At 67.4% G+C, this 18,662-nt stretch carries 17 protein-coding genes and 2 pseudogenes; 4 read left to right on the forward strand and 15 right to left on the reverse strand.

Annotated elements, in window-relative coordinates:
• Positions 1-277: 277 nt before the first annotated feature.
• The 3 genes from ACLV8F_RS02720 to cadR form a co-directional block, all read right to left on the reverse strand.
• Positions 278-772: a thioesterase family protein gene (locus ACLV8F_RS02720; protein WP_411882709.1), complete on the reverse strand. Its 495-nt coding sequence runs from the start codon at positions 770-772 to the stop codon at positions 278-280.
• Positions 773-835: 63 nt separating this feature from the next.
• The gene (locus ACLV8F_RS02725) at positions 836-1,558 is read right to left on the reverse strand and encodes a TetR/AcrR family transcriptional regulator (RefSeq protein ID WP_411882710.1); all 723 of its coding nucleotides are present in this window, start codon (positions 1,556-1,558) and stop codon (positions 836-838) included.
• Between the two features lie 80 nt (positions 1,559-1,638).
• Positions 1,639-2,151 carry a Cd(II)/Pb(II)-responsive transcriptional regulator gene (gene cadR, locus ACLV8F_RS02730; protein ID WP_411882711.1) on the reverse strand — a complete coding sequence of 171 codons (513 nt, stop codon included), beginning with the start codon at positions 2,149-2,151 and terminating at the stop codon, positions 1,639-1,641.
• A gap of 91 nt (positions 2,152-2,242) precedes the next feature.
• Here cadR and ACLV8F_RS02735 point away from each other — a divergent pair, with 91 nt between their 5' ends.
• Positions 2,243-4,483 carry a heavy metal translocating P-type ATPase gene (locus ACLV8F_RS02735; protein WP_411882712.1) on the forward strand — a complete coding sequence of 747 codons (2,241 nt, stop codon included), beginning with the start codon at positions 2,243-2,245 and terminating at the stop codon, positions 4,481-4,483.
• Between the two features lie 13 nt (positions 4,484-4,496).
• Here the strand turns inward: ACLV8F_RS02735 and ACLV8F_RS02740 are convergent, their stop codons facing one another.
• The 3 genes from ACLV8F_RS02740 to ACLV8F_RS02750 are packed head-to-tail and all read right to left on the reverse strand — an operon-like array spanning position 4,497 to position 6,955.
• The gene (locus ACLV8F_RS02740) at positions 4,497-6,071 is read right to left on the reverse strand and encodes an MFS transporter (protein ID WP_411882713.1); all 1,575 of its coding nucleotides are present in this window, start codon (positions 6,069-6,071) and stop codon (positions 4,497-4,499) included.
• Positions 6,068-6,505, reverse strand: a complete 438-nt coding sequence (locus ACLV8F_RS02745; RefSeq protein ID WP_411882714.1) for a cupin domain-containing protein — start codon at positions 6,503-6,505, stop codon at positions 6,068-6,070. The genes ACLV8F_RS02740 and ACLV8F_RS02745 overlap by 4 nt, the downstream gene beginning before the upstream one ends.
• A gap of 9 nt (positions 6,506-6,514) precedes the next feature.
• Positions 6,515-6,955, reverse strand: coding sequence for a carboxymuconolactone decarboxylase family protein (locus ACLV8F_RS02750; protein ID WP_411882864.1), 441 nt, complete (start codon positions 6,953-6,955; stop codon positions 6,515-6,517).
• Between the two features lie 123 nt (positions 6,956-7,078).
• Between ACLV8F_RS02750 and ACLV8F_RS02755 the strand changes: the two genes are divergently transcribed.
• A complete protein-coding gene (locus ACLV8F_RS02755) occupies positions 7,079-8,518 on the forward strand; it encodes a PLP-dependent aminotransferase family protein (protein WP_411882715.1) in 1,440 nt (479 codons plus the stop codon).
• Here ACLV8F_RS02755 and ACLV8F_RS02760 read toward each other — a convergent pair whose 3' ends face one another.
• Complete coding sequence (locus tag ACLV8F_RS02760) at positions 8,519-9,976, reverse strand: MFS transporter (protein WP_411882716.1); 1,458 nt, start codon at positions 9,974-9,976, stop codon at positions 8,519-8,521.
• Between the two features lie 140 nt (positions 9,977-10,116).
• Between ACLV8F_RS02760 and ACLV8F_RS02765 the strand changes: the two are divergent.
• A pseudogene (locus ACLV8F_RS02765) lies at positions 10,117-10,233 on the forward strand (LysR family transcriptional regulator); the annotation flags it as partial.
• On the opposite strand, the pseudogene ACLV8F_RS02770 reads toward ACLV8F_RS02765, so the two are convergent.
• Positions 10,194-10,527, reverse strand: a pseudogene (locus ACLV8F_RS02770) (MFS transporter); the annotation flags it as partial. The pseudogenes ACLV8F_RS02765 and ACLV8F_RS02770 sit on opposite strands and share 40 nt — an antisense overlap.
• 75 nt (positions 10,528-10,602) lie before the next feature.
• On the opposite strand from ACLV8F_RS02770, the gene ACLV8F_RS02775 reads away from it, so the two are divergent.
• Positions 10,603-11,508 (forward strand): LysR family transcriptional regulator, encoded by a 906-nt coding sequence (locus ACLV8F_RS02775; protein ID WP_411882717.1) that lies wholly within the window; start codon positions 10,603-10,605, stop codon positions 11,506-11,508.
• 229 nt (positions 11,509-11,737) lie between these two features.
• On the opposite strand, the gene ACLV8F_RS02780 is transcribed toward ACLV8F_RS02775, so the two are convergent.
• The 7 genes from ACLV8F_RS02780 to ACLV8F_RS02810 all read right to left on the reverse strand — a co-directional run bounded on the left by ACLV8F_RS02780 (position 11,738) and on the right by ACLV8F_RS02810 (position 18,564).
• Positions 11,738-12,805 carry an ABC transporter substrate-binding protein gene (locus ACLV8F_RS02780; protein ID WP_411882718.1) on the reverse strand — a complete coding sequence of 356 codons (1,068 nt, stop codon included), beginning with the start codon at positions 12,803-12,805 and terminating at the stop codon, positions 11,738-11,740.
• Between the two features lie 49 nt (positions 12,806-12,854).
• The gene (locus tag ACLV8F_RS02785; protein ID WP_411882719.1) at positions 12,855-14,012 is read right to left on the reverse strand and encodes an NAD(P)/FAD-dependent oxidoreductase; all 1,158 of its coding nucleotides are present in this window, start codon (positions 14,010-14,012) and stop codon (positions 12,855-12,857) included.
• The gene (locus ACLV8F_RS02790; RefSeq protein WP_411882720.1) at positions 14,009-15,391 is read right to left on the reverse strand and encodes an FAD-dependent oxidoreductase; all 1,383 of its coding nucleotides are present in this window, start codon (positions 15,389-15,391) and stop codon (positions 14,009-14,011) included. Before ACLV8F_RS02790 ends, ACLV8F_RS02785 begins: the two co-directional genes overlap by 4 nt.
• Positions 15,388-15,711 carry a (2Fe-2S)-binding protein gene (locus ACLV8F_RS02795; RefSeq protein WP_411882721.1) on the reverse strand — a complete coding sequence of 108 codons (324 nt, stop codon included), beginning with the start codon at positions 15,709-15,711 and terminating at the stop codon, positions 15,388-15,390. Before ACLV8F_RS02795 ends, ACLV8F_RS02790 begins: the two co-directional genes overlap by 4 nt.
• A complete protein-coding gene (locus tag ACLV8F_RS02800) occupies positions 15,708-16,502 on the reverse strand; it encodes an ABC transporter permease (RefSeq protein ID WP_411882722.1) in 795 nt (264 codons plus the stop codon). Before ACLV8F_RS02800 ends, ACLV8F_RS02795 begins: the two co-directional genes overlap by 4 nt.
• Positions 16,503-16,514: 12 nt before the next feature.
• Positions 16,515-17,372: an ABC transporter permease gene (locus ACLV8F_RS02805; protein ID WP_411882723.1), complete on the reverse strand. Its 858-nt coding sequence runs from the start codon at positions 17,370-17,372 to the stop codon at positions 16,515-16,517.
• A 121-nt stretch (positions 17,373-17,493) separates the two neighbouring features.
• Positions 17,494-18,564 (reverse strand): ABC transporter ATP-binding protein, encoded by a 1,071-nt coding sequence (locus ACLV8F_RS02810; RefSeq protein ID WP_411882724.1) that lies wholly within the window; start codon positions 18,562-18,564, stop codon positions 17,494-17,496.
• Between the last annotated feature and the right edge of the window lie 98 nt (positions 18,565-18,662).

Consider the following 18,662-nt stretch of genomic DNA (forward strand, 5'->3'; position numbering starts at 1 on the left):
AAAGCCTTGTTGCAAGAGCGCAGGCAACTCTACCAGGCAGCCCGGGACCGCCATCCGCAACGCTGGTCCGCACAGATCAGGAACTGGCACCTGGCAGACGCCGTGTACCTCAATCCGGAACGCGAACAAGCGCAAAGGCAAAATCTCGCCGCATAAGTTCACCCGAGGCGACAACTACCTTGACACACGCCGCGAAGCAAAAGAAAAGTGAGTTGCCGCCGGGCAATCCCCGGCCAGCAAGCCTCAGCAAGAGGCGCGCCGCCGGCGCAAGACCCGGCTAAGAAACGATATAAGCCCCAGCGCCAGTCGAAAACAATTTTCCGTCGGCGCCCAAAAACTCCATCCGCGTGCTGGCAACACGCGACCCCAGCCGCATCACCTCCGCCCGCAACTCAAACCAATCACTGATCCCCGGCCGCAAATAGTCAATGCGCAAATCAATCGTCCCCAGCTTGGCAAAGCGGTGCAAGCGCTGCAGCGGCGCTTCGTCCATATGCCGCGCGCCTATGGCCGCCATCACCGCCAACCCGCCCATGGCGTCCAGCCCGGCGCTGATGACGCCGCCATGGATGCGGTTGTGGGCGTAGTGGCCTATCAGCTCGTTACGCATGGCTATGCGGGCCGTTACGCGTTCGGCGGTCACCGAGGTGATCTTCAGTCCCAGCAGCTTGTTGAAAACGATTTTTTCCTCAAAGAGGTCTTTGAGGCCGGCGATGAATTCGGGCTCGAACGCGATTGCACCGGCGGGGGTGGGTTTTGGTGATTGGGTCATGGTTCTCATTGTTGTGTCGCAGGCGTCACGCGGTGCATGCCAGTCAGGTCGGGCGGGGATGGCTCATGCCGCCTTCCCGGAGGCTTTGCCGCGCGCGGGCGTGTGGATAAAAAGCGCCATGGCCGCGTCGGTGAGGTCGTCCAGCGTGGCCGGCTTCTTCGCGTCAAACCACTGCACCGACCAGTTGAGCGCGCCGAACATCAACAGGCGCGCCAGCTTCACCGGCCCCTTGAGCTGCCCCGCCTTGGCCAGGGCCTCGAGCACCGGCTCCCAGACGGCTTCGTAGTCGCCTTGCAGCCTGGCCAGCAGCGCGCGCTGCCGGGCCGTGATGGCGCGCGACTCGTACAGCATGACCGGAATGAAGTCGCTGCCTGGGCCCAGCAGCACATCGAAGTGGTTGCGCACCAGCAGCCGCAGCTGCGCGGTTGCGGCGGTAGCGGGCTTCACCGCCTGCAGGGCCGCGGCCTGGCGCTGGATTGCCGAGCGCATGCCTTCGTCCATCACCGCGTAGAGCAGCGCGCCCTTGCTTTTGAAGTGGTAGAAGGGCGAGCCGCTGTGCATGCCGACAGCGGCCGCAATGTCGCGCGTGCTGGTGGCGTCAAAACCCTTTTGGCGGAACAGCCGGGCGGCGGTGTTGATGAGCTCGACGCGGCGGTTGCCGTCATCGCGTTCGTCCAGGGTTTTGCGCGGGCGGCCGCGTGGGCGTTTTTCAGCGCCGGCGGCGGCGGTTTTTGAAGCAGCGGAAGCGCGTGCGACGGGGCGCGAACGCGCGGAAGATGTGTCCATAAGCATGGACCTTAGCAAAAGCCGGGATTTTTAACAAGCAAGCGCTTGGCAAAAATATGACTCCCAGCTCCGGATGATGGCTAAGCTTTCTTCGCAGGTTGGGTCCCGCCCTCTTTGGCGGGCCCACCCACCTGGGGATGCGTGCCGTGGATGTGCGCCGCATGGCCCTTGCTCACCGGGGTGCGATGCCGGCTTTGCTGCAGCGCGGCTTTTTCAAGCCCGCTGAGGATGCCGCAGTCGCCGGCACCGCCGCTGGCGCACTGCTCGCGCAGCAGCTTGAGGTCTTTTTCCAGCGCCTTGAGTTCGCGGATGCGCGTGGCGACGTGGCTGATGTGTTCGTCCAGCAGGGTGTTGACGTCGGCGCAGCTGCCGGCGGGCGCGTCCTTGAATTCCAGCAGGGTGCGGATCTCGGCCAGCGTCATGTCCAGCGAGCGGCAGTGGCGTATGAAAGCCAGGCGCTGCACGTGGCTTTCATCGTAGATGCGGTAATTGGCATCGGTGCGCGCCGCTTCGGGCAGCAAGCCCTCGCGCTCGTAGTAGCGAATGGTTTCCGTCTGCGTCTGCGCGGTTTTGGCCAGTTCCCCGATTTTCATGGCGACTCCTTGAATACCGTCCCACATTGCTGTAGGGTCACTTCACACCCCCGCTTGACCCTAAGGCCGCTACAGGGTTTCCAATTAAGCCATGAAACCTGAAAACACCCTCGCTTCCGGCACCGATTCCCCTACCGGCGACTGCTGCGGCGCCCCCCATGCGGCCGCCGTTCCCATGCCCCCGGTGACAGGCGCCGCAGGCCGGACATTCCGCATCGCCACCATGGACTGCAGCGCCGAGGAATCGGACATACGCCGCGCGCTGGAGCCGATTGCCGGCATACGTTCGCTCGGCTTCCAGCTGGGGGCGCGCACGCTGCGGATTGACGCCGGCGAAGAGGCTTATGCGCCGGCGCTGGAGGCCATCCGCAAAGCCGGGTTTGACCCGCAGCCGGCGCAGGCCGGTGCCGCGCAAACGCAAGGCCATGAGGGGCATGACCACGATCACAGCGACCATAGCCATGAAGGCGGCTTCGGCAGCGGCGCCACCCGCCTGGTCGCGGCGCTGGTGCTGGCCGTGGCCGCCGAGGCTGTGTCTTTTTTTGCACCCGACCTGATGGCCTGGAAAATCGCCGGCATGGCGGTGGCGGCCGTGGCGATCTGGCTCGCGGGCCTGGACACCTACAAAAAAGGCATGGCCGCCCTGCTGCGCGGCAAGCTCAACATCAACGCGCTGATGTCGGTGGCCGTCACCGGCGCCTTCCTGATCGGCCAGTGGCCGGAAGCCGCGATGGTGATGGCGCTGTATGCGATTGCCGAACTGATTGAAGCGCGCGCCGTGGACCGCGCCCGCAACGCCATCAAGGGCCTGCTGGACATGGCGCCCGAGCAGGCGCTGGTGCGCGGTGAGGGCGGCGCGTGGACTGCGACGCCGGTGGCCGCCGTGCCGCTGCAGGCGATCGTGCGCATACGCCCCGGCGAGCGCGTGCCGCTGGACGGCCTCATCACCCAGGGCTGCAGCGCCATCAACCAGGCGCCCATCACCGGCGAGAGCATCCCGGTCGACAAGGAAACCGGCGACGCCGTTTTTGCCGGCACCATCAATGAAACCGGCGAGATCGAAATCCGCGTCACGGCGGCGGCCGGCAACACCACGCTGGCGCGCATCATCCACGCCGTCGAGCAGGCCCAGGGCACGCGCGCGCCCACGCAGCGTTTTGTCGACCGCTTTGCCGCCGTCTACACGCCGGCGGTGTTCGCCATCGCCGTCGCGGTCGCGGTGCTGATGCCGCTGCTGGCCGGCCTCACGTGGCAGGAGTCGCTGTACAAGGCGCTGGTGCTGCTGGTGATCGCCTGCCCCTGCGCGCTGGTGATTTCCACGCCGGTCACCGTCGTCAGCGGCCTGTCGGCCGCCGCGCGGCGCGGCATCCTGATCAAGGGCGGCACCTACCTGGAAAGCGCGCGCCTGCTCAAGGCCGTTGCGCTCGACAAGACCGGCACCATCACCGAAGGCAAACCGCAACTGGTGGACTGGCGCGTCTGGGGCGGCGCGGATGCCGCGTCCGCCGCGCAGCTGGCCGCGGGCATGGCCTCGCGCTCCGACCATCCCGTGTCCAAAGCCATCGCGGCGGGCTTGAAGACCGAAGCCGCCGAAGTGCAGGACTTCAAGGCCCTGCCCGGGCGCGGCACCGAGGGCGTGGCCAAAGGCCAACGCCTGGTGCTGGGCAACCACCGCCTGATCCACGAACGGGGCCTGTGCGGCGCGGAGCTGGAGGCCGAGCTGGCCCAGCACGAGCAGCAAGGCCGCACCGTGACCCTGCTGGCCGACGAGACCCGCGTGCTGGCCTTGTTCGCCGTGGCCGACACCATCAAGCAGACCTCGCGCCAGGCCATCACCGACCTCAAGGCGCTGGGCGTCACGCCCGTGATGCTGACCGGCGATAACGCCGCCACGGCGCGCGCCATCGCCAGCCAGGCCGGCATTGATGACGCGCGCGGCGACCTGCTGCCCGAAGCCAAGCTCGAGGCGATCCGCGAAATGCAGCAGCGCTACGGCGCCACCGGCATGACGGGCGATGGCATCAACGACGCGCCCGCGCTGGCCCAGGCCGACATCGGCTTTGCCATGGGCGGGGCCGGCGCCGACACGGCCATGGAAGCGGCCGACGTGGTCATCATGAACGACAACCTGGAGCGCGTGGCCGAAACCGTGCGCCTGTCACAGCGCACGCATGCCATCCTGTGGCAGAACATCAGCCTGGCCCTGGGCATCAAGAGCGTCTTCCTGGTGCTGGCCGTCTTCGGCACCGCCACGATGTGGATGGCGGTGTTCGCCGACATGGGCGCCAGCCTGCTGGTGGTCGCCAACGGCTTGCGGCTGCTGCGCAAATAAACGCACAACAGCCTCAGCGGGAGGCGAACCTGCGCCAGGTGCCCTCAGCCATCACCAGCCCCAGGCACAGGGCCGCGAACCAGGACAGCGCCACAAAATAATCGAGCGCGCCCATCAGCGTGGCCTCCTGCGTCACCCAGGCGGCGAGCTGGGCCAGCGCCATGCGCGGCGCCACCGAGGCGCCTTGGGTGGAAGAGAACCACTGCGTGAGCTGCTCCAACGCGGGGCCCAGCGCGAGGTTGGACGGCGACAGGCTTTCGGCGAGCCGGGTGTAGTGCACATTGCTGCGCCACTGCATGAGCAGGGTCGCCAGCGCCATGCCCGCCGCGATGCCGAACTGCGCGAGCATGTTCTTGAGCTGGTTGGCGTGCGAGAAGGTCTCCTCGTCGTGCTGCAGTTTCATGAAGGTCTGCATGGCGGTGACGGGCAGCACGGCGAGCATAAAAGCGCCGTTGCACAGCAGCGCCGGCAGCACGCTGCGAAACGGGTCGGCCCCTTCGCTGAGCCGGCTCAATTGCCATGCGCACAGCAGCAGCGCACTGAAACCGGCCAGGTAATACGGCGTGGGGCCGGGCCGCCGCGGCAGCAGCCGCGTCACCACGATCAGGGTGGCGACACCGGCCAGCGCGCCGCAGCCCAGGTAACGGCCGACGATTTCCAGCGGCAGGCCCAGCACCCGCTGAAGCAGCGTCGGCAGCATGATGCTGTTGGCGCCCAGCACCAGGTAGGCCGTGGCGAAGATGCCCATGCCCACCAGATAGCGCCGCTGCGCCAGCGAGCCAAAGGCGATCAGCGCGCCGCCGCCCTGCCGGTTCAGCCGCACAAACAGCCACAGCACCGGCAAGGCCAGCGCGCCCCAGGCGAGCAGCCGCTGCGGCTCGCTGAAAAAGTCGAAGCCCGAGCGCTGCAGCGCATGCAGCGCCGCGAAGCTGCCGGCCATCAGGGCCATCACCGCGAGCAGGCTCATGGAACGGGAGCGGGAGCGCGCCCGCGGCTGAACCACCTCGTCCATGGGCGCCCATTGCGCGAGCACGGCGATCAGCGCCGCCGGCACGGCCATCAGGAAAAAAGCGGCGCGCCAGTTCTGCGAGGCAAGCGCCCAGGACGCCAGCAAGGGGCCGGCCGCCAGGCCCCAGGCCAGGCCGCCGGCCAGGAAGCGGATGCCGGTGAAGCGGCGCGGCGACGGCGGGATGTGGTTGACCAGCATGCGCGCCGCCGTCATGAAGGAGGCGCAGCCCATCGCCATGACGAGCCGCCCCGCGGTAAAGCCGGCCAGGCTGCCCGAGAGCCCGCACGCCACGGCCCCCAGCCCGAACAACAGGCCGGCCGCCTGCACCAGGCGCCGCCAGCCCAGTTGCTCGACCAGCCGGCGCTGCAGCGCGATCATGCCGATGGCGACCACCGCATACAGCGTGGCCACCATGCTGTATTCCTCAGGGCTGGCCGCGATGTCGCCCATGATGGGCGCGGCGCTGAAGGCCACGATGCCGGTCTGCAGGAAGTCGCTGAAGGGCAGGCTGGCGATCAGGCCGTACAGCAGGTGCTTGGCCTGCGGTTTCGGCAAGGCGGACGAAGCGGCGGGGTTCATGGCCTGGCGGGCAAGGGCTGCTTGATCTGCCCGCCCTCGTCCATCAGCAGCCAGGCCAGCAGTTTGGCGGGACGTGTGCCGCTGGCATTGCGCGACACCAGGTGCGCCGCGCGCGGCGGCTCGTACCAGGATTCGCCGGTCTTGTAGGTCACCGGCGGCTGGCCTTCGAGCTGCGAGACGACTTCGCCTTCCAGCACATAGGCGAACACCGAGCCCGAATGGAAGTGCGGCGTGGAAGCCTGGCCGGGTTCATAGCTGACCACGGCCATGGCCACCTGCTTGCCGGGGACGTCCGGCAGTTTCTGCATCTGGATGGGCGTCACTTTTTCCTCGCCTGCGGCGTCATGGGCCATGGCCCAGGGTGCGGCCGAAAATGCCACGGAGACAAGCAGCGCTTTGAGCAGCGCCAGCGCGTGTTGGGGATTCGTTTTCATCACATCCCCTCACGCCGTGGGCATCTTGCGAAAACCGATGGCCAGGCGGTTCCAGCTGTTGATGAGGCCAATGGCCAGCGTCAGGTTGACACACTCCGCCTCGCTGAACTCGGCGCGCAACGCCTCGTAGGCCTCATCGGGCGCATGCGTGTCGGCAATGCGCGTGATGGCTTCCGTCCAGCCCAGGGCGGCGCGTTCGCGCGGCGTGAAAAACGGCGTTTCGCGCCAGACCGACACGGCGTACAGGCGCCGCTCGGTTTCGCCCTTCTTGCGGGCGTCGCCGCTGTGCAGGTCCACGCAGTAGGCGCAGCCGTTGATCTGCGAGGCGCGCAGCCTGAGGAGCTCCTGCAGCGCGGGATCGATGCCGAGTTTGGACACCGCGACCTCCAGTGCCACCATGGCCTTGATGGCCTCGGGCGAGGCCTTGTAAAAATCCAGTCGTTGCTTCATCTGTTCCATGTCGATTCCTTGGTTGGTTGCTTGCTTGGTTGTTTCTTTGTCAGTGCCTCAATGCTAGGGGTGCTACCCTCAGCCCAAGGCGGCCAATCCGGGGTATTTAGAGGAGTCCAATTCATGGAACTGCACGTGGTGATCGAGGGCGACAAGGATTTGACCGGGCAGCTGTACCGCCAGCTCAAGGAGGCGATCCGCTCGGGCCGGCTGGCCGCGGGCGAGAAGCTGCCGCCTTCGCGCCTGCTGGCGGAACGGCTTTCGCTGTCACGCAAAACCGTCAACGAGGCTTACGCCCGGCTGACCTATGAAAGCCTGGTGGAGGGCAGGGTCGGCAGCGGCACCTTTGTCAGCAGCAGCGTCCCGGCGCGCAAGCCGCTGGGCCTGGCGGATTTCGCCGGCTCCGCCGTGGTGGAGCGCTGGCGCAGCATGCCGACGCCGCTGCGCCATCCCACCCCCGCGGGCACCGCGCGCTACGAATACATAGGCGGCGCGCCTTCGCGAGCGCTGTTTCCGCTGGACGACTGGCGCCGCTGCGTGATGCATGCGCTGCGGGTGGCGGCCACCTCGCGCGGCACCTACGGCGAAACCGAAGGCTTGCCGGCGCTGCGCGACCTGATCGCGCGGCACGTGGCCTTTTCACGCGGGGTGCGCTGCACCCTGGAAGACGTCATCGTGACCACCGGCGCGCAGCAGGCGCTGGACCTGGTCGCGCGCGTGCTGCTTGAGCCGGGCTGCACGGTGGCCTTTGAAGAGCCCGGCTACCCGCCGGCGCGGCAACTGCTTGTCGCCCAGGGCGCGAACGTCGTCGGCATACCGGTCGATGCCGAAGGCATGCAGGTGGAAAAAATCCCGGACGGCACGCGCCTGATTTACGTCACGCCCGCGCACCAGTTCCCGCTGGGCATGCCCATGAGCGAGCGCCGCCGCAAGGCACTGCTGGCCCGGGCCCAGGCGCTCGGCGCCGTCATCATCGAGGACGACTACGACGGCGAATTCCGCTACGAAGGCCGGCCCACCGACTCGCTGCAAAGCATGGACAGCCACGGCAACGTGGCGTTTGTCGGCACCTTTTCCAAGACGCTGTCGCCCGAGCTGCGCCTGGGCTACCTGATCGCGCCGCCCGCCCTGCTGCAGGCCGTGGGCACGGCCAAACACCTGACCGACTGGCACACCTCCATGCCGGCGCAGTGGGCGCTGGTCAAACTCATGGAAAACGGCGACCTGCTCAAACACATACGCCGCTGCCATACGGTCTATGCCGAGCGCCGTGAAAAAATCATGGCGCGCTTCAACGGCGACCTGTCGCCCTGGTTTGAACTGATACCCGCCACCACCGGCATCCACCTTGCGGCCCTGTGCCGGCGCGAGCTCGACATGGACATGCTGCTCAGGCTGGCACGCCGCGCGGAAGTCGGCCTCTACGGGCTCGACGTGTTCTACCACTTCACACCGGTGCGGCAAGGCTTGATGCTGGGCTACGGCGTCATCGAAACCGCCGACATCGATCCCTCGCTGGACCGGGTGCGCGACATTCTTGAGCAGATGAACCCCGCTGGGTGATCATGCATCCGCGGGTACCGGCCGCCGTGCCGCGAAGGCGCGGCTCCCCAGCGCGATGGCGAGCGCGATGAGGACCAGGGCTGCGGCGACCGCGAAGGTGACACGCATGCCCGCGGCGACCGCGTCGGGACTTGCCGTGCTGATGTCAGCCGCCGCCGATGCAAACGCGAACACGGCGCCCATCGCGGAGGCGCCGGTGATGAGCCCGAGGTTGCGCGACAGGCTGAGCAGGCCGGACACCGCGCCGCGCTGGTCCGCGCGCACGTTTGCCATGACGGCGGTGTTGTTCGCCGTCTGGAACAGCGCGTAGCCGACGGTCACCACGACAAGCGGCGCGACATAACCGGCGATACCCAAGCTTGCGGGCAGCATGGAGAGCAGCACGGCGCCGGCCGCCATTGCAACAAGCCCGGCGAGGGTCATGCGCTGCGCGCCGAAACGGTCAGCCATGCGGCCGGCCGGCACACCGGCCAGCGCGGCCGCAAACGGGCCGGCCGACAGCACCAGCCCCACCACGGCCGCCTCCAGCCCCAGCGCGCGCGCCAGGTAAAAAGGCCCGACCACCAGCGTCGCCATCATCACCGTCGCGACCAGCGCGCTCATGGCAAGGCTGGCGCTCAGGTTCCAGTCACGGAACATTGCCGGCCGGATCAAGGGGGATGTAGATCTCGACTGGACGAACACGAAGAGCCCTGTGCCAAGCGCAGCGGCCAACAGCAAGGCCAGGTTGAGCGATGCGAAACGGCCGCGCCCCAAAGTCATGGAAAGCGCATACGCGCCAAGCGTCAAGGCCAGCAGCAGCGTGCCCAGGCTGTCGAAGCGCGCGCGCTGCGCATTGGCGTCTGGCTTGTCGACGGGAAGGTAGCGGTACGCGAAAAACAGCGCCAACAACCCCAGCGGCACATTGACAAAAAAGAGCGCCCGCCAGCCGAACCCGGCAATCAACACGCCGCCCAGCGAAGGGCCGAGGGCGGTGCCCACCGCCGACATGGTGCCCAGCAGGCCCATGGCGCTGCCGGTCCTGGCCTTGCTGACCGTCTCACCGACAAAGGCCATGGTGAGCGCCATCATCACGGCGGCCCCCAGGCCCTGCGCCGCCCGCGCGGCAACCAGCAGCCACAGTGTGGGTGCCGCGCCGCACAAGGCCGAGGCGGCGGTGAACAGGGCGATGCCGGCCAGCAGCAAACGCCTGCGGCCCACGATGTCGCCCAGGCGCCCGGCGCTGACGATCAGCGTGGTGATGGCGAGCAGGTAGGCGAGGACCACCCACTGCACCTGCTGGAAGGAAGCGTTGAAGGCCTGCGCCAGGGTGGGCAGGCCCACGTTGGCGATGCTGGTGCCCAGCGAGGACAGCAGCATGGACAGCGACAGGCCGGCGAGCGCCCAGCGGGCGGCGGGTGGGAGTTTCAGGCTTGCGTCGGCAAGCGCGTCTGGATTGGCAATAGGCGGTTTCAACATGAACTTTCCTTGTCTGGCGGCTCCCGACATGGAGCTGCTTCAAGCGTAGTTCTTTGCCTGGAATAGCGGAAGGCGCAGCATTTGCACTTTATTGATGCGCCAAACGCCATGCCACAGCCGGATTGCGCTATGGTGGCGGCATGGCTACACCCGATTTCAACCTGCTGGTCACCCTCGATGTGCTGCTCGCCGAAGGCAGCGTGGCGCGCGCGGCCCGGCGCCTGCGGCCCACAATGTCGCCCAGGCGCCCGGCGCTGACGATCAGCGTGGTGATGGCCAGCAGGTAGGCCAGCACGACCCACTGCACCTGCTGGAAGGAGGCGTTGAAGGCCTGCGCCAGCGTGGGCAGGCCCACGTTGGCGATGCTGGTGCCCAGCGAGGACAGCAGCATGGACAGCGACAGGCCGGCAAGCGCCCAGCGGGCAGCGGGGGTGAGTTTTTCGCCGGCGGCGGCTTGATCTGGGTTTGAAATGGGTGGCTTCAACATGAACTTTCCTTGTCTGGCGGCTCCCGGAATGGAGCTGCTTCAAGCGTAGTTCCTTGCCTGAAATAGCGGAAGGCGCAGCATTTGCAGCTTGTTAGTGCGTTTGACGCCATGCCATGGCGAATTACGCTATGGTGCCGGTATGTCAACACCCGATTTCAACCTGCTGCTCACCCTGGACGTTCTGCTCGCGGAAGGCAGCGTCGCGCGCGCGGCCCGGCGTTTGCGCTTGAGTCCTTCGGCCATGAGCCGCGCCCTGGCGCGCTTGCGCGAGACCACCGGTGACCCGCTGCTGGTCAGGGCCGGGCGCGGCCTGGTGCCCACGCCACGCGCGATGGAACTGCGCGAACAGGTCGGCCAACTGGTGCAGGACGCGGAAGCCGTGCTGCGCCCGGCCAAAAAACTCAGGCTCAAACAACTGTCGCGCACCTTCACGCTGCGCACGCGCGAAGGCTTTGTGGAAAACTTCGGGCCCGCGCTGATGGCCCGCATCGCCGCCGAAGCGCCCGGCGTGCGCCTGTGCTTTGTGCAGAAACTCGACAAGGACAGCGCGCCGCTGCGCGACGGCATCGTCGACCTGGAAACAGGTGTCGTCGGCAAGACGGCCGCGCCCGAGTTGCGCGTGCAGGCCCTGTTCCGCGACCGTTTCATCGGCGTGGTGCGCATGGGCCACCCGCTGGGCAAAGGCAAGCTCACGCCGGAACGTTACGCCGCCGCCAGGCATATAGGCGTCTCGCGGCGCGGCCTGGGCGCGGAGCCGGTCGATGAGGCGCTGGCATCCCTCGCGCTGGAACGGGACATCGCCACGCTGGTCGGCGGCTTTTCCACCGCGCTGGCCCTGGCCCGCGCCAGTGACCTGGTCGCCACCGTGCCCGAGAGGCATACCGGAAACCTGCGCGACGGCATGCACAGCTTTGCGCTGCCCGTCGCCACGCCGCAATTCACGGTGTCGCTGCTGTGGCACCCGCGGCTGGATGCGGACCCGGCGCACCGCTGGTTGCGTGGCTGCGTGCGCGAAGTGTGCGCCGGACAAGACGCGGTTTCATAGCCTCGACCTATCTCACCACCGTTCGTCCTGAGCCTGTCGAAGGGCTTCGACAAGCTCAGCCCGAACGGCGTGATGTTTTGGGCTACGAGAACATTGACGAGAGCTGCTCACAAAACCCAGCGAAGCGGTCCTGGCTAGGCGTGACGCCGCAGACAGTGCTACAGCACGGCAAGGCGGCCACAACAACGCCAGGAGGGTTTTTGAGCGGCTCCGCTTGCACCGTAAAGAATCAGCGCTCGACGGTCTTGTTCCAGCGCGCATTCCACGCCGGGCGGTTTTCGTTGATCACGTCCCAGTCCACGGCAATCGCGGTTTTCATGTACTCGTTCATTTGCGTCACCAGCGCCGCGGCCTTGCCGCTGGCCTTGGTTTTCGGGTTGGACGGGATCTGGTCGCCGAACTCCAGCGCCGCCGCCTGGGCTTCGGGGGACAGCAGGTACTGGGCCAGCTTGTGGGCCAGCGCGGGTTCGCTGTTTTTGGCGATCACACATTCACCGACGGTCAGCACGGCCGAGCCTTCCTTGGGCTGCACGTATTCGACGGGCAGGCCTTTTTCCTTGAGCACGCCGACCGCCGTGGGCGTGAGCGGGAACATCGCGGCTTCGCCGGTCTGCACCATTTCAGAGAGCTTGGCCGAGCTCGGGATGTACTCCAGCACGTTGGGGCCTATGGTGGTGGGCCAGGCCTTGAAGCCGGGCTCCACGTTCTTGTCGCTGCCGCCCTGGATGCGGTTGAACAGCAGGAAGCCGTGCAGGCCGAAGGTCGACGAGGACAGCGACTGGAACACCACCTTGCCCTTGTACTTGGGGTTGGCCATGTCCATCCACGAGGTCGGCGGCGTCCAGCCTTTTTCGGTGAACATCTTCTTGTTGTAAGCGATGCCGGTCATGCCGATGTTGACGCCGGCGGCCATGTCGCCCTTGAAGCGCGCGGTCGGGAACAGGTCGTTCAGCGCGGGGGTGGCCTGCATTTTTTCGCACAGGCCCATGCCGATGGCGCGGTACATGATGCCGTCGTCCAGGAACATCACATGCATCTGCGGGTTGTCCTTGTTGGCCTGGGCCTTGGCCAGGATGTCCGAAGAGGTGCCGGGCACGACCACAACCTTGACGTTGTTGGCCTTCTCGAAGGCGCCGAAGACGTGCTCGGTGTAGGTTTTTTCCATGGTGCCGCCGTTCATGCCGATGTACAGCGTCTTGGTCTGGGCCATGGCACTGCCGCCGGCCAGGCCGGCAGCAAGAACGGCGAGCGACACCGCGGTGGCGCGGGCGGTCGGAAAGCGTGGGGAGATGTTCATGGAAAGCTCCTGGTGGCGTTGGTGAAGTGAAAAGTGGATCAAGGCAGGCTCAGACAACAGTGGAAGCAACAAGCCCGGCGGTTGTCACGCGCGGGCTTGTGGAAAAGCGTTCAATCGAAAAAGCGTCTATCGGCGTGGCGCTGCGGCCTTCGCTGACCAGGTCGGCCAGCACCGCGCCCACGCCGGGTCCCAGCTGGAAGCCGCCGCCGGCAAAACCGAATGCATGAATCAGGCCCGGTGTGGTGGCGCTGGGGCCTATCACCGGCAGGCGGTCGGGCAGGTAGCCTTCGGTGCCGCTCCAGGTGCGGATGATGTGGGCGTTCTTCAGCGCCGGCAGCAGCTCGACGGTCTGCTGCATCAGGCCGGCCATGCCGCTGCGCTGCGCGCGGGCGCGCTCGCCGTCCAGCGCATAACCGCGGCCGCCGCCTATGACGCAGTTGCCGCGCGCCACCTGGCGGGCGTACACACCGCCGCCTTCCACGCCGAGGCTGAGGTTCATGAAAACCGGCAGCGGTTCGGTCACTGCCATTTCAGGGTGGCCGGCCTCCATGGGCACGGCCTCGCCGAACTGCGCGGCGATGGCGTCCGACCAGGCGCCTGCGCAATTGAGCAGATGCTTGGCGCGCACTTCCAGCGCGTCGCCCGAGCGCAGCACAAACTGCGATCCGTCCAGCGCGACCTCGTCCACGCGGGTCTGCTCGCGCACGTCGGCGCCCAGGCGCCGCGCGGCCAGCGCGAAGGCCGGTGACACCAGGCGAGGGTTCGCCTGCCCGTCGCCGGGGCACAGCGAGGCGCCGACGGCGGCCTTGCCCAGCCAGGGGCAGCGCTCGCGCAGGGCGCGCGTGGACAGCATCTGCAAATCCATGCCGAAGCCTTGCGTGCGCTCGCGGTAGCTTTCGAGCGAGGCGACGTCGGCCTCGCTGCGCGCGATCTTGAGATGGCCCGAGCGCACGTATTCGCCGTCCATGCCTATCAGCTCGGGGAGCCGTGCCCACAGCGTCTGCGCGCGCTGCGACAGCGGCAGCTGGCTGAGCGGCCGGCCCTGGCGGCGCACGCCGCCGTAGTTGACGCCGCTGGAGCGCGAGCCGCAGAGGTCGCGCTCCAGCAGCACGACCGAAAAGCCCATGCGGCGCAAAAACAGCGCGGCCGACGATCCCATGATGCCGCCGCCCACAATGGCGACGTCGGCCGTGATGCGTTCGATCATGCGGCCTCCTGCTTCATCGCCGGTGTAGCGATAGCCGAAAACGGCAGGGGCTTGATCGGCGACTGCCCGCGCAGCCGGCCCACGGCGTCGGGCGCGGCGGCGCAGGCCTGCGCGAGGATTTCGGCCGCCGCCACGCCGCAGGTCCGGCCCTGGCAACGGCCCATGCCGACCCGCGTCAGCGCTTTCAGGCGGTTCATCTCGCGCGCACCGGTGTCGGCCACGCAGCGGCGCAACTCGCCGGCGGTGATTTCTTCGCAGCGGCAGACCACCAGCTCATCCGGGGCCTTCGCGGCCCACTGGACCGGGAAGGGGAAGGCGCGCTCCAGCCCCTGGCGAAATTCGGCCGTGCGCGCCAGTTGCCGCTCCAGCAGGGCCGCGCGCCCCAGGTCTATGCGGTGGCCGGTGTCCGTGAGCAGCGCCAGCGCCGCGCGCTCGCCGGCCCACTCGGCCGCATCGGCGCCCATGATGCCGGCGCCGTCGCCGGCCAGGTAGACGCCCGGCACGCTGGAACGGCCCACGGCGTCGCGCTCGGGCAGCGCACCGCGCTGCAGCGCGTCATAACGAAAACGGCAGCCCAGCAAGTCGGCCAGCTGTGTCTCGGAGCGCAGCGCGTAGCCGAAGCCCACACCGTCGCAATCGACCTGGTGCTCGCGGCCACCCTTGCGCCAGTGCATGGCATTCACGCGCTCGCCGCCGGTGGCTTTCACCAGCTCCACACCCTGGTGCACCGCGATGCCGTGCGCGCGCAGCCAGCCCAGGTAATACATGCCCTTGGCCAGCAGCGCGGGCTGGCGCAGCATGGCGGGCACGGCGGCGGCCTTGCCCGCGAAGCCGGCGGTGTCCAACACCGCCGCCACTTGGGCGCCGGCCTTCGCATATTGGTAGGCGATCAGATACAGCAAGGGCCCGGTGCCGGCGAACACCACACGCGAGCCGATCGCGCAGCCCTGGAATTTGAGCGCCACCTGCGCGGCGCCCAGCGTGTAGACACCGGGCAGCGTCCAGCCCGGAAAAGGCAGCACGCGGTCCGTCGCGCCGGTGGCGACGATGAGCTGGCTGTAGGCCAGGGTGCTCATGGCGCCGTGGTGAAGCAAGTCGAGCTTGCCGCCTTCGGCGCTCCAGACCAGGGTGTCGGGCCGGTAGTCGACCTTGTCCAGCATGCCCGCCATGGCGCCGTGCAGCGCGTCGGCGCGCCCGGCTTCAAACCCATAGAGCGTTTCTTTGGGCCGCGTGAAACCGGCGGGCGGCTGGCGGTAAATCTGCCCGCCCCAGCGCGGCGCTTCATCCACCACCACCGGGCGCACGCCGTGCGCCACCAGTGCCTGGGCCGCGCGCACGCCGGCCGGCCCTGCGCCCACGATGACGGGCTGCACGCTCATACCGGCCCCTCCGCGCCCGTTACCAGCCGCATGCCTTCTTCAATAAAAGTGCCGCAGGCGCGCAGGCGCTGGCCCGATTCGGTGGCGACCCAGCAGTCCTGGCAGGCGCCCATCAGGCAAAAGCCGGCGCGAGGCTCGCCGCTGAATTCGCTGAAGCGCAGCTGCGCACCATGGGTGAGCACCGCCGTCAGCACGGTGTCGCCGGCCAGCGCCGTGAGGGCCCGGCCGTTGAGCACAAAGCCCACGGGCTTGCGGCCGGCTTCGGCCACGCGATGGAGCAGCGCCGTGCCTTGGCCCGGGCTTGCGACGAATGGCTTCATTTATGTCCCACCAGAATCTTGTCGAGGCCGTAGATGCGGTCCAGCACCAGCATGGCGACCGCCGTGAGCGCCACCATGAGCGCGGAGACCGCCGCCATCAGCGGGTCTATCGATTCGGTCGCGTACATGTACATGCGCACCGGCAAGGTCACCGTCGAGGGCGCGGTGACGAAGATCGACATGGTGACTTCGTCGAAGCTGTTGATAAAGGCCAGCAGCCAGCCGCCGGTGACGCCGGGCAAAATCATGGGCAGCGTGACGCGCACGAACACGGTCGCCTGGCTCGCGCCCAGCGACAGGGCCGCCTGCTCGGCGCTGCGGTCGCTGCCCTCCACCGAGGCCAGCACCAGGCGCAGCACATAGGGCGTGATGATGACCACGTGGGCGAGCGCCAGCCAGAAGAAGCTGCCGGTCGCGCCTATCAGCGAGAAGGTGCGCAGCAAGGCCACGCCCAGCACCAGGTGCGGAATGATCAGCGGCGACAAAAACAGGCCGTTGAGGAAATCGCGGCCGGGAAAGGTGTGGCGCGCAATCGCCAGCCCGGCCGGCACGGCCAGCACCGTGGCCAGTGTGGCCGAAATCGCCGCCAGCCAGAGGCTGTTCTTGAAGGACTGCACAAAGTCGGAATGCCTGAACACCGCGCGAAACCAGCGCAGGGAAAATTCCGTGGTCGGGATGGCCAGCGTGTTGCCGGGCGTGAAGGCCACCACGCAGACGATGACCAGCGGCGCCAGCATGAAGGTGATGACGAGCGCGTTGAAAAGCAGCGCGAGGGGACCGTTCTTGGACATGCTGCGCGCTCCCTATCCGAGTGATTTTTTGTAGGAGCGTTCCAGCACGCGGTTGTAGCTCAGCATGATGGCCAGGTTGGCCAGGAGCAGGGTCAGCGCAATCGCCGCGCCCAGCGGCCAGTTGAGCTCGTGCAGGTATTCGTCATAGACCACGGTGGCGACCATCTTGAGGCGCCTGCCGCCCAGCAAGCCGGGAATCGCGAAGGCGCTCGCGCTCAGGCCGAAGACGATCAGGCTGCCCGACAAAATACCCGGCAGCACCTGCGGAAAGATGATGCGGCGCAAGGTGGTGAAGTGCGAGGCCTGCAGCGACAGCGCCGCGTCTTCCACGCCCGGGTCCAGCTTTTGCAGCGAGGTCCACACCGGGATCACCATAAAGGGCAGCATGACGTGCACCAGCGCGATGACCACGGCCGCCTCGGTATAGAGGATGCGCATGGACGGCAGGCCCACGGCGCGCATGGCCTGGTTGACCACGCCCTCGGGGCCCAGCAGCATGCTCCAGCCGAAAGCGCGCACCACCACCGACACCAGCAGCGGCGCCAGCACCACCAGCAGCAAAATGGAGCGCCAGGGGCTGCGCATGCGGCTCAGCACATAGGCCTCGGGCGCGCCTATGACGATGCAGATCAGCGTGGTGAGCGCCGAGATCCACAGCGTGCGCCAGAAGATGCCGTGGTAGTAGTCGTCCGTCAGCACGGCGGCGTAATGCGCCAGCGTGAAACTGTTCTTGACGCCTGTGGCGTGGTCGAAGACCTGGAAGGACAGCACGGCCGTGAGTGCCAGCGGCACCAGCAGCAGGCAGGCGAACAGCGTGAAAGCCGGCGCCGACAGCAGCCAGGGCGCGCGTGCGGCGCTGGGCCTGTTCATGGCTGCCCCTCTTTCTCCCTCTCCCTCTGGGAGAGGGTGGGGGTGAGGGCTTCGGTCGTGGCGAAGACCCTCACCCTAGCCCTCTCCCAGAGGGAGAGGGAACAAAAGCGCGTTGCCGTGTTCATGCCGGCACCGCCAAGGCGCCGGGCAGCAGGCGCACCTGCTGCGATGCCCAGTCCAGGCCCACGTTGGAACCCTCTTCGGCGGGCGCCGTGCCGTCATTGGGGCAGACCACGGCGAGCAGGCCGGCGGCGGTCGACACCTGGTAGAGCCACTGGCTGCCGAGGAAGAAGCGCTCGTTGACCGTGCCGCCTATGCGGCCCTGGGCCTCGGGCACCAGGCGTATTTTTTCGGGGCGCAGGCTCAGCACCACCGCGTCGCCTTGCGATATGCCGGTGGCTTCGACTTCGACCGGCACGTTGCCGCCCACGTTCACCGTGGCCCAGGGGCCGCCGGCCGTCACGCGGCCTTCCAGCAGGTTGGCCTTGCCGACAAAACTGGAGATGAAGCGGGTCTGCGGGTGTTCATAGAGCCGGTGCGGCTGGTCGATCTGCGTGACGCGGCCGGCTTCCATGACGACCACGCGGTCGCTGATGGACATGGCCTCGGTCTGGTCGTGCGTGACCATCACCGTGGTGGTGCCGACCTTGCGCTGGATCTGCCGCAGCTCGAACTGCATTTCCTCGCGCAGCTTGGCGTCCAGGTTGGACAGCGGCTCGTCCAGCAGCAGCACGGGCGGCTCAATCACCAGGGCGCGCGCCAAAGCCACGCGCTGGCGCTGGCCGCCGGAGAGTTCACGCGGGTAGCGGCCGGCATGCGCCTCCAGGTGCACCAGCCCGAGCGCGGCCTTCACGCGTTCCGCGCGCTCCTGCTTGTCCACGCGCCGCATCTCCAGGCCGAAGCTCACGTTGTCGTAGACGCTCATGTGCGGAAACAGCGCATAACTCTGGAACACGATGCCCAGGCCGCGCGAGTTGGGTTTGGCATGGGTGATGTCGCGGCCGTCCAGCGTGACCTGCCCCGACGTGACCTCACAAAAGCCCGCAATCATCTGCAAGGTGGTGGTCTTGCCGCAGCCCGAAGGGCCCAGCAGCGACACGAATTCGCCCTTGTCCACCGACAGGTTCATGTCGGCCACGGCGCGGGTGGCGCCGTAAGACTTGTTCACGTTCGACAAGGTCAAAAAGGACATGGGAAGCACCTCTGCAACAAGGGGACGGACAGCGCCGCACAGACAAAACGACGTGCAAAACGATGACACCCTGATGACTTCATGCTAGGGCATCCCAT

It is taken from the genome of Polaromonas sp. YR568 (genome assembly GCF_943369675.1).
Lineage (GTDB): Bacteria > Pseudomonadota > Gammaproteobacteria > Burkholderiales > Burkholderiaceae_C > Polaromonas.